This window comes from Micrococcus sp. ACRRV (assembly GCF_022346985.1).
GTDB lineage: Bacteria > Actinomycetota > Actinomycetes > Actinomycetales > Micrococcaceae > Micrococcus > Micrococcus porci.
Genome location: NZ_JAKRNH010000089.1, coordinates 1 through 9,781 on the forward strand (window position 1 = coordinate 1; position 9,781 = coordinate 9,781).

Here is a 9,781-nt window from a genome sequence, read left to right on the forward strand (position 1 = left end):
GGACTGCCGCACCGATAGGTGATAGGTGGGGTCTTATGCCGGGAGGGTCACGGCGGGCTTCATCATGGTCTCGTACTCGATGGGGGTCAACCGCCCGAGACGGGCTTGTCGACGGCGCCGGTGATAGGTGCGCTCGGTCCAGGTGACGATCGCGATCCGTAGCTCATCCCGGGTCGTCCAGGACCGCCTGTCGAGGACGTTCTTCTGCAGCAGGGCGAAGAAGCTCTCCATGGCGGCGTTGTCCCCGGCCGCACCCACTTTGCCCATCGAGCCGACCAAGCCGTGCCGGTTGAGGGCATGGACGAATTTCCGGGATCGAAATTGCGACCCGCGGTCCGAATGAACGATGCAACCGGCCACATCCCCGCGCCGAGCAACGGCGTTCTGCAGTGCCTGGACGGCCAGCCGGGCTTTCATTCGCGAGTCGATGGAGTAGCCGACGATCCGCCCGGAGAAGACGTCTTTGATCGCGCACATGTAGAGCTTGCCCTCGGCGGTCCTGTGCTCGGTGACGTCGGTCAACCACAGCTGGTTTGAACCGCCAGCAGTGAAGTCCCGCTCCACCAGGTCATCGTGCACCGGCGGACCCGGCTTCTTCCCGTTCTTGCCGCGCTTCTTCCCGAACACCGACCACCAGCCGTTGTCCCGGCAGATCCGCCACGCGCTGCGCTCACACATCACCTCGCCGGCTTCCTTGGCCTCATCGACCAGGAAGCGGTAGCCGAACTCCGGATCGTCCTGATGGGCGTCGAACAACGCGTTCGCCCGGTACGCCTCGGCCAGCTCGGCGTCGGTGACAGGGTCCGCCAGCCAGCGGTAGTAGGGCTGGCGGGAGAGCTTGAGCACCCGGCACGTCACCGCGACGGGGATCCCGACGGCGGCGAGCTCCTTCACGAGCGGGTAGAGCCTTTTCCCGGCAGGTTCGCCTGGGACAGGTAGGCCGCCGCCCGTCGTAGGACCTCGTTCTCCTGCTCGAGCAGGCGGATCCGCTTCTTCAGCTCACGGTTCTCGGCCGACTCGGCTTTGGTTGTCCCAGGCTTCGCGCCGTCCTCGACGTCGGCCTGGCGCATCCACTTCGACAGGGTCATCTCATGGATGCCAAAGTCCTTGGCGATCTGCGCGAGCGTCACACCCTCTTCGCGGCTGCGGGCCACGCGCACGACGTCGTCACGGAACTCTTGGGGATAGGGAGCAGGCACAGCAACATCCTTCCAGGCCGCCCTGCGGGCAAGCCAGATCAGGTGTCACCTATTCGTGCGGCAGTCCCCATCTTGTTCCCGCTCGTCCTGATCGGCCTAGGTGTAGGAGGGCATGACGTTGTTGACTCGGGCCGGTGCCAACGAGGTTGGCGGGGCGTCCCCGCAGGAGGTATGAGGCCGATGGTAGTTGTAGTGGTTCACCCACACCGCCAGGGCCTCACGCCGAGCTTGCTCTGAGGTGTAGGGGCGGGCGTAGATGACCTCATCGACCATCAGCCGGTTGTACCGCTCGACCTTCCCGTTGTGGCGCGGGGTGTAGGGTCGGATCCGGTGATGCCGGCCTCCGAGCGAGACCACCTTCGCGGTGAAGTCCGCAGCCCGGTAGTTGTTTCCGTTGTCCGTGATCACGCGGTCCACGGTGATGCCGTGGGCGGCGAAGAACGCCCTCGCCCGGCAGTAGAAGCTCACGGTCGTGGCCGCCCGCTCGTCCTCCAACGCTTCGGTGTAGGCCAGGCGGGTGAACCCGTCGATCGCCGAGTGCAGGTAGGTGTAGCCGACCCGCCGGCCTGCACCACGCTTGGAAGCACGGCCTGCTTCTGGGCTGACCCCGTTTCGTAGGTCCAGTCGTTATGAGAGTCGTCCTGTTGCCCGCGGTCGCGGGCAGGGAGACTGGTCAGATCATGACGAACAGCAGGAAGCGTCACACCCCCGAGCAGGTCGTCCGTAAGCTCGGGCAGGCCGACAGGATGCTCGCCGATGGTCAGGACGTCGCGGCGGTGTGCCGGGAGCTCGGGGTGTCCGAGCAGACGTACTACCGGTGGCGGAACCAGTACGGCGGCCTCAAGGCCGAGGACGCAAAGCGCCTGAAGGAGCTGGAGAAGCAGAACGCGACCCTGAAGCGTCTGCTCGCGGAAGCGGAGCTGGAGAAGGCCGCGCTCAAGGAGCTGGCTGAGGGAAACTTCTAAGCCCGGACAGGCGCCGCGCCGCCGTCGATCACCTCAAGCGCAAGTTGCGGGTGAGCGAACGGATGGCGTGCCGTCTGGTCGGGCTGAGCCGCTCCGCGTACCGGCGACCGCTCAAGGGCGACACGGTCGCGGACCCGGATCGGGCGCTCAGGGAGTGGCTGCGCGCCTGGGCGAAGGACCATCCCCGCTACGGGTATCGGCGGGCGTATCACGACGCCCGCGCCGAGGGGTGGGTGGTGAACCACAAGAAGATCCAACGCCTGTGGCGTGACGAAGGGCTCCGGGTCCCGCAGCGGCGTCGACGCAAGCGCGTCGGGTCCTCGACCGTCGACGCGCCGACGGCGGACGCGCCGAACGTGGTGTGGGCGGTGGACTTCCAGTTCGACGCCGACGAGCACGGACGACCGATCAAGATCTGCTCGATCGTCGACGAACACACCCGGGAGTGCATCGGCGGCCTCGTGGAGCGCTCGATTACCGCCGACCGACTCACCGCCCACCTCGAGGACCTCGTCGCCGCCCGGGGCGCCCCGGCGGTGCTCAGGTCGGACAACGGGCCGGAGTTCATCAGCGAGGCGATGGCCGACTGGGCCGGCACCCGCACCGGCCTGTCCTAGATCCCTCCGGGCGCGCCGTGGCGCAACGGGTACGTCGAGTCGTTCAACAGCCGGATCCGCGACGAGTGCCTCAACATCAACAGCTTCTACTCGCTGCTGCACGCACAGGTCATCATCGGCGACTGGAAGGACGAGTACAACCACCACCGCCGGCACTCCTCGCTCGGCTACCTAACCCCAGCCGAGTACGCTCGGCAGTGCACCCATCAAATGGAAACCGACGACTCACAGAACGTCCGGACCGAATGAAGGGGGCGGCTCACTTCACTGTCACGTCCGTGGGTGCGCCAACCGCCCCCGTCTGGGATCTTCCCGATCTTCTTCACATCCAGGTGCACCATGTGCCCCGGCCCTCTCGCGGTGATCTTCTGGGGTCGTTGGCGCAGGTCTTCTCCGGCCGGGGTCAGGTCCCGTAGGCGGGAGATCCCGAGTCGGTGCAGCCACCGTCCCACGGTACGAAGACACACCCGGTGGCCCTCGGAGACGAGGTGGTGATGGATGCGCCGTGCGGACCACTTGCGCTCCCGCCGCAGGGCGTGGATCTGGGCGACCAGGACCGGATCGAGCTGGGCAGGTGAACGGTGCGGCCGGCTGGGCAGGTCCTGAAGGCCGGCTTCTCCCTGGGCGCGGTAGCGGGCGACCCAGGTGGCCACCGTGGGCCGGCTCACCCGGAACTCGGCGGCCACGTGTGCCTGCGGGATCCCTTCGTGCAGGTGGCGGTGGACCATCCTGAGTCGGCCGGTGGGGGTCAGGGGTGCGTTAGCGTGAGTCATGAGTGGGTCTTTTCGGGCAGGTGGGTGGTGTAGGAACTTCCATCCTGCGGGAGAGGCCCACTCGTCTCATCTCAGCCGGCGCCTCGTGGCAAGAACCTCATGACCCACAACACCTAGGGCGTGTCTGATAATGCTTCGAGGGTTGGGCTAAGACCCCGGATCCATTCTCAGACACGCCCTAGCGGAGAAGAGAGAGCAACCCCATGCCCGCCGAACGACTTGGCAGCATGCTCTGTCCATGTCCAGACGGGTGTGGCTTGCGCCGCTATATGGCGGGGTTCTGTCGGAGCTCAGTGGCGGCCTCCAAGCACGCGGGCCAGAGGGCGCTGCGAGTGAGGCTCACGTTCCGCAAGCCGATCCTTCACCGGGACAGCGGCCGACGGCAGGCCGGAGGAATAGGCGTCGCGATAGGGTGCACCCCGCGCAACAGAACCGTTGCGAAAGGTCTAACACCCCAACGCAACAGAGTGGGCCGCCATGCGCTGCCACGGGCCCGTGAACTTCGGTGTCACAGGTAGCGGCAGACATCCTCCGGGGAGCACGTGGCCGGGTCGCCGGCGGCGGCGTCCTCGCGCAGGTCGGCGATCGTGGTGCGTAGCTGCGCGAGCTCGGCGAGTTGCCGGTCGATCACATCAAGGCGGGTGTCGAGCAGGTCGGTGACGTGCCGGCAGGGGGCCTGCCCCCGGTCGCGGATGTCCAGCACCTGACCGATCTGGGCCAGGGTCAGCCCGGCCGCTTGCCCCCGGCGGATGAAGTCCAGCCGGTCGAGCACCTCGGCGCCGTAGTCCCGGTAGCCCGCCGGGGTGCGGTCCGCGGCGGGTAGCAGCCCGACCTCCTCGTAGTACCGCAGGGTCTTGCTCGTCGTGCCCGACGCCCGAGCCACCTCACCGATCCGCATGCCACTCATTCTCCCCCTTGACCTTCCAGTGCACTGGAAGGTCAATCCTGAGGGCGATGAAGGAGGAGTTCATGACGGCAACGGCTAACAGCAGGTCGTATGACCTGGCAATGATCGGGTCCGGTGGGGCGGCGTTCGCGGCCGCGATCCGCGCCACCAACCTCGGCAGACGGGTGGTGATGATCGAGCGTGGCACCGTCGGCGGTACCTGCGTGAACACCGGGTGCGTGCCCTCCAAGGCCTTGCTCGCGACCGCCGAGGCCCGCCACGTCACACTCGACGCCTCCCGGTTCCCCGGGCTGCCGCTCCCCGAAGTCCGGCCGGTCGACATGCCCGCCTTGATCGCCGGCAAGGATCGGCTCGTCGGGTCACTGCGTGGCGAGAAGTACCTGGACCTGGCCACCGAGTACGGATGGGATCTCCACCCCGGGGACGCCACGTTCGTCGGCACACCCAGCGAGCCGGCACTGCGCGTCACCGGCCCTGACGGCACGGTGGAGACGGTCCGGGCCGCGCACTACCTCATCGCCACCGGCTCCAGGCCCTGGGCGCCGCCGGTCCCCGGCCTGCAGGAGGCCGGTTACCTGACCTCGACCACCGCGATGGAACTGGACCACGTCCCGGAGTCGCTGCTGGTCATCGGCGGCGGCTACGTCGCGATGGAGCAGGCCCAGCTCTTCGCTCGGCTCGGCGTCCGGGTCACCATGCTGGTCCGCTCACGGCTGGCGTCCCAGGAAGAACCCGAGGCGTCCACCGCCCTGGATGAGATCTTCACGGACGAAGGCATCCAGATCATCCGCGGCGCGGTGCCCAGCGCGGTCCGCCGCGACCCGGCCACCGGCGAGGTCACGGTCACTGCCACCACCACTGACGGCTCACAGGAACTCCGGGCGGCCGAGGTACTCGTCGCCACCGGGCGCCGCCCGGTCACCGCCACGCTCGGTCTCGACACCGTCGACGTGCGCACCGGCGACCACGGCGAGGTGGTCGTCGACAGCCATCTGCGCAGCACCAACCCGCGCGTCTGGGCTGCCGGTGACGTCACCGCCCACCGTCAGTTCGTGTACGTCGCCGCGGCCCACGGCGCCCTCGTCGCCGACAACGCCCTCACCGGCGCCGGCCTCGAGGTCGACTACCGCCACCTGCCCCGGGTCGTGTTCACCAGCCCCGCCCTGGCCGCCGTCGGGATGACCGAACGGCAGGCCTCCGCTGCCGGGATCCGCTACGACAGCCGTGTCCTGTCACTCGCGCACGTCCCACGCGCGATCGTCAACCGCGACACCCGCGGGTTCATCAAGATGGTCACCGACGCCGACACCGGCCGCATCATCGGCATTACCGCCCTGGCCCAGGACGCCGGCGACCTCGCCGCCGCCGGGGTCTACATGCTCGAGGCCGGCATGACCACCAGCCAGGTCGCCAACCTCTGGAGCCCCTACCTGACCATGGCCGAAGGCCTCAAGCTCACCGCGCAGGCCTTCACCACCGACATCGCCAAGCTCTCCTGCTGCGCGGCGTGAACCTGCCCCGCACACAGGGACACCGATAGGGGACCGCCTCGCCCCGGGGCGCGAGACAAGAAAATGGGCGCCGATCAGCCCTACTTACTGGCACCCCTGCGTATCGGACCTGCAACCACCGGGGAGTTCAGTCGATGCAAGAACTCCCGTCCCAGGCCTATATCTGGACGTCTTCACGACATCTACGTGCTCGACCCGACGAGGACAGCACTGGACGACGCGATGACCGCCTTGCGGCGCCGCCATGAGGCCGCGGTCCGTTTGGGCCGCGTCACCGCACCACCATGACCACGATCGTCACCACGTAAGCCGCGGCGACCAGACCGATCCCCAGCAGGGTGAGCACCACCCCGCGCCGGGCCGGCCGCTGGCCCTCGTCCGGCCCGGGGCCCTTGCCGTGCTTCGCGGTCATCGCGCGCTCCTAAGACGTTGCTCAAGCATGTGCGGCTCTCGCGAGCGGGCTTCCGTGCCGAGTGCTACCAGCTCAGGTCGTGACAGCCGTCGCTGCCGGCGCCCTCCACCTGCAAGGTGGCATGGGCGATACCGTAACGGTCGCGCAGCACCCGGCGCGCGCCGGCAAGCACGGCGCCGTGGTCCGCGCCCTGGTCAGCGACCAGGTGGGCCGTGGCCACGTTCATCCCCGACGTCAGGGTCCACAGGTGCAGGTCGTGGACCTCCTCCACCCCCTCGACCGCGTCCAGGTCACCGGCGACGTCCTCCGGGTCCACCCCTTCCGGGGCGTGCTGGCCCAGCACCGCGATCACCTGCCTGCCCAGAACCACCGCCCGGATGATGACGAAGACCGCGATGAGCGCCGCGACCACGACGTCCCAGATCGGCTGGCCGGTGAGGATGATCAGCACGCCGGCGACCATGACACCCACCGACCCGGCGGCGTCGGCGATCACCTCGTAGTAGGCGCCCTTGACGTTCAGGCTGTCCTTGGCCCCGCTGCGCAGCAGCAGCATGGAGATGATGTTGATCACCAGGCCGGCGAAGCCGACCGCGAGCATGGCGCCGGAGGCCACCTCCGGCGCGTCGCCCAGCCGGCTGATGGCCTCGACCACCACGTACACCCCGACCGCGAGCATCGCCAGCACCGCCAACGCCGAGGCGAACACCTCGGCCCGGTAGGAGCCATAGGTGCGTCGCCCCGTGGAGTCCGGCCGGCTCGCGATGCGCGTCGCCAGCAGCGCCGCACCCAGCACCACCACATCGGCAGCCATGTGCCCGGCATCCGACAGCAGCGCCAACGACCCCGACACCAGCCCCGCGACCAGCTCGATCAGGAAGAAGCCCGCCGTCAGGGCGAACGCCCCCGCCAGCCGCCGACGGTAGCGGCCACCGGCATGCCCGGTCGCCGGGGCATGGCTGTGTCCCGCCCCCATCAGCCCTGCCCCTCGTGGCGGGCGTGCTCACGGGAGACGTCCAGCAGCATCCGCACATGCCCGTCAGCGAGGCGGTAGTACACCATCCGCCCCTCCCGGCGGTTCTCGACCACCCCAGCGGTACGCAGCACCCGCAGCACCTGGGACACCGACGCCTCCGCGACATCGACCGACGCCGCCAGGTCACACACGCACAGCTCGCCGGCCTCCAGCAACGCATACAGCACCCGGGCACGGCGCGGGTCCCCCAGGAGCTTGAACAGCCCGGCCAACCTGCCGGCCTCGCGCTCGTCGGGGATCCTCTCCCGGGTCAGCGCCACCTTCTCCGGATGGACGGCGGTGACCTGACACGAATCCAACGGCGTCACACTCATGCCACGACCATACACCTATGCAGATATCAGCAGCGGGAGCCACACACGAGAGGTCAGCAGGTTCTGTATGGTCAGCGCATGCTGACTATTGCTTCGCGGCTGGACGTGATGAACCGGCTGGGCCGGGCGATGGCCGACCCGACCCGCTCCCGCATCCTCATGACACTCCTCGAGGGCCCGAGCTACCCGGCGGTACTCGCCCGCGACCTAGGGCGTGTCTGAGAATGGATCCAGGGCCTTAGCCAAACCCTCGAAGCATTATCAGACACGCCCTAGGCCCGATAGGTGCGAAGGTTAGGGCTGGGGCTATGTCAGATGAGATGCCCCATGTCCACCGCGAAGCCTTTACCGCCTCTAGCAATCGATAGCGTCACCGCTTGCTTTGATCCTCTCCAGACACGCGACGAGCTCGTCTGCATCCTGCGTCAACCGGTCCAGGACAACCTGGACCTTCTTCAATGCCGGCCGCGTCCCGTAGGCCATGAACACGTCGGCCTCCGGGTCCAGCTCCACCCGCCGCACCTCCGCAGGGAAACCCAGCTCCAGAATCTGGTCCCACGTGTGGCCCGAGTGCTCCAGACCCCGGGACTCCAGCATCTGCGTGACCGGGACCGGCTGCATCGGCATAGTCAACACGTACGTGCGCTCCTCCAGCTTCTCGATGGAGGCCACGCTCGTGCCCGTCACCAAGCGGGAGACTGGCACGACCGCCGGCGCTCCCCCAGCGAAGGCCTCGCCGGCCAGGCCTGCCGTGACCATCACGTCGACGACGCTGGCCAGCACCTCCGGTGAGGAGCACCACCACGCCAACAGGGCCACGGTGTCCTCCACCTCAACCCGGGGCCCGCGCACCACTGTGGCGCCGTCCTCGAGTGCGATCCGCACCCCGGCCTCGGGCAGGCACGGCCACCGCACGGACAGCAACCCGCCCCAGAAGACGCCCGGGTCCGCCACGCCCATCCGCTGCAACAGATCGGCGACCTCCGCACTCGGGGCCGGAAGGACGGCGCGGACCGCATCGGAACCCGCATCCCCTGCCGTCCAGGTCGCCGCGTCCATAGAGGCGTTCCGGACTCCCAACCCACGCTTCATGAGGCGCCTCTCCGGCGTGCGCACCCCTGCAGGAAGACGAGACACAGGCCCCACCGCCAGCTCCATGAGCCAGAGATTTGCCTTGAGATCGCCGCCCCAGTTCACCTGTTCGATCCCCGCTGCGGCGTCCCACACCGCCTGCGGCAAGGGGACCTGACGGACGTCGTAGACCTGTAGATCCTTCACCGGAGAGGACGCGAGCAGATCCTCCAAAGCCAGGCATTCGTGGACGCCATCCACCACCACCTCCTCGAGGGCAGGAGCATTCAGGCCCTGAAGGGCCACGACCGGCATCAGGGCCCAATGCGCGCGCACCACAGTGGGCAACTCCGGCCAGACGGACCCCGCCGGCAGCCCCGTTCCGTGGAACATATCGAGGTCCTCGACCCGGAACCCCGCCAGCTGGGCCAGGTGCTCGGGATGCGCGTAGCGCAGCCTCAGCTCGCGCAGTCTCGGCAGGTCGGCCCACTCGTGGACGTGCTCACTGGAACGGCCCTCCAGGCTCCACGTCCGGGGGAAGGCACGATCGGCAGGGACGGGCCCGATCGGCCCTTCAAATGTGAGCATCCGAGCCCACCCCAGGTTCCCCGTCGGCACGTCCTCCCAGGAACCCGAACCGTCGACCACGACGTACCCGTCGTCCTCCGACCAAGAAGCCACGGCCAACCCCATTTCCGCCCGTCAACGGGACACCGGAAGAACCACCGCCACGAGTCCGCTCGTGTGGATGCTCAGGACAAGCCCCCACGGCTTGTTCGAACAATACGGCCGCAGGCGGCAGTCAGACAGGCCCACCCTCAGACGGACGCGCCCAGGCGTATGTCGGCCATGCACCCGTGGCCGGCCCAGCGCCTCAATCGGTCGTTTGTGGCGGGCGTCCGGGATGCGACGGGGCTGTGGCTTCGTTCGCTTGGTGGCGGGGTTTTTGCAGCGCTCCGAGGCGGTCTTGTTGCCG

General features: G+C 68.2%; 7 protein-coding genes and 4 pseudogenes. 3 read left to right on the forward strand and 8 right to left on the reverse strand.

The window, feature by feature from the left end; translation table 11 throughout:
- Window positions 1-33: 33 nt before the first annotated feature.
- Window positions 34-1,199, reverse strand: a protein-coding gene (locus tag MHY29_RS09290; RefSeq protein WP_113914520.1) for an IS3 family transposase whose coding sequence is annotated in 2 segments (ribosomal slippage) — window positions 34-912 and window positions 915-1,199 — 1,164 coding nt in all. Because the reading frame shifts where the segments join, the coding sequence is not laid out codon by codon here.
- Window positions 1,200-1,295: 96 nt separating this feature from the next.
- Window positions 1,296-1,787: pseudogene (locus tag MHY29_RS09295) on the reverse strand (integrase core domain-containing protein); the annotation flags it as partial.
- A 92-nt stretch (window positions 1,788-1,879) separates the two neighbouring features.
- Here MHY29_RS09295 and MHY29_RS09300 point away from each other — a divergent pair.
- A pseudogene (locus tag MHY29_RS09300) lies at window positions 1,880-3,030 on the forward strand (IS3 family transposase).
- Window positions 3,031-3,047: 17 nt separating this feature from the next.
- Here MHY29_RS09300 and MHY29_RS09305 read toward each other — a convergent pair.
- Together MHY29_RS09305 and MHY29_RS09310 are read right to left on the reverse strand one after the other, a co-directional pair.
- A pseudogene (locus tag MHY29_RS09305) lies at window positions 3,048-3,554 on the reverse strand (leucine zipper domain-containing protein); the annotation flags it as partial.
- A gap of 508 nt (window positions 3,555-4,062) precedes the next feature.
- Window positions 4,063-4,452, reverse strand: coding sequence for a heavy metal-responsive transcriptional regulator (locus MHY29_RS09310; protein WP_036382791.1), 390 nt, complete (start codon window positions 4,450-4,452; stop codon window positions 4,063-4,065).
- A gap of 56 nt (window positions 4,453-4,508) precedes the next feature.
- On the opposite strand from MHY29_RS09310, the gene merA reads away from it, so the two are divergent.
- Window positions 4,509-5,972, forward strand: a complete 1,464-nt coding sequence (merA, locus tag MHY29_RS09315) for a mercury(II) reductase (protein ID WP_052520066.1) — start codon at window positions 4,509-4,511, stop codon at window positions 5,970-5,972.
- 271 nt (window positions 5,973-6,243) lie between these two features.
- Here merA and MHY29_RS09320 read toward each other — a convergent pair whose 3' ends face one another.
- From MHY29_RS09320 to MHY29_RS09330, 3 genes are all read right to left on the reverse strand, one after another.
- Window positions 6,244-6,384, reverse strand: coding sequence for a hypothetical protein (locus MHY29_RS09320; protein ID WP_002854087.1), 141 nt, complete (start codon window positions 6,382-6,384; stop codon window positions 6,244-6,246).
- Between the two features lie 64 nt (window positions 6,385-6,448).
- Entirely contained in the window at window positions 6,449-7,360 is a 912-nt protein-coding gene (locus MHY29_RS09325) for a cation diffusion facilitator family transporter (protein ID WP_002854089.1), read from the reverse strand.
- On the reverse strand, window positions 7,360-7,734 hold the full coding sequence (locus MHY29_RS09330; protein WP_036334148.1) for a helix-turn-helix transcriptional regulator: 375 nt from the start codon (window positions 7,732-7,734) through the stop codon (window positions 7,360-7,362). Before MHY29_RS09330 ends, MHY29_RS09325 begins: the two co-directional genes overlap by 1 nt.
- Window positions 7,735-7,812: 78 nt before the next feature.
- Between MHY29_RS09330 and MHY29_RS09335 the strand changes: the two are divergent.
- Window positions 7,813-7,947 (forward strand): annotated as a pseudogene (locus MHY29_RS09335) (ArsR family transcriptional regulator); the annotation flags it as partial.
- 141 nt (window positions 7,948-8,088) lie between these two features.
- Here the strand turns inward: MHY29_RS09335 and MHY29_RS09340 are convergent.
- Window positions 8,089-9,486, reverse strand: coding sequence for an immunity 51 family protein (locus tag MHY29_RS09340; protein WP_239240546.1), 1,398 nt, complete (start codon window positions 9,484-9,486; stop codon window positions 8,089-8,091).
- Between the last annotated feature and the right edge of the window lie 295 nt (window positions 9,487-9,781).

Excerpts from the sequence above, each read along its gene's own strand:
- MHY29_RS09310 (WP_036382791.1), bottom strand. The coding sequence starts at position 4,452 with ATGCGGATCGGTGAGGTGGCTCGGGCGTCGGGCACGACGAGCAAGACC.
- merA (WP_052520066.1), top strand. The coding sequence starts at position 4,509 with ATGAAGGAGGAGTTCATGACGGCAACGGCTAACAGCAGGTCGTATGAC.
- MHY29_RS09320 (WP_002854087.1), bottom strand. The coding sequence starts at position 6,384 with ATGACCGCGAAGCACGGCAAGGGCCCCGGGCCGGACGAGGGCCAGCGG.
- MHY29_RS09325 (WP_002854089.1), bottom strand. The coding sequence starts at position 7,360 with ATGGGGGCGGGACACAGCCATGCCCCGGCGACCGGGCATGCCGGTGGC.
- MHY29_RS09330 (WP_036334148.1), bottom strand. The coding sequence starts at position 7,734 with ATGAGTGTGACGCCGTTGGATTCGTGTCAGGTCACCGCCGTCCATCCG.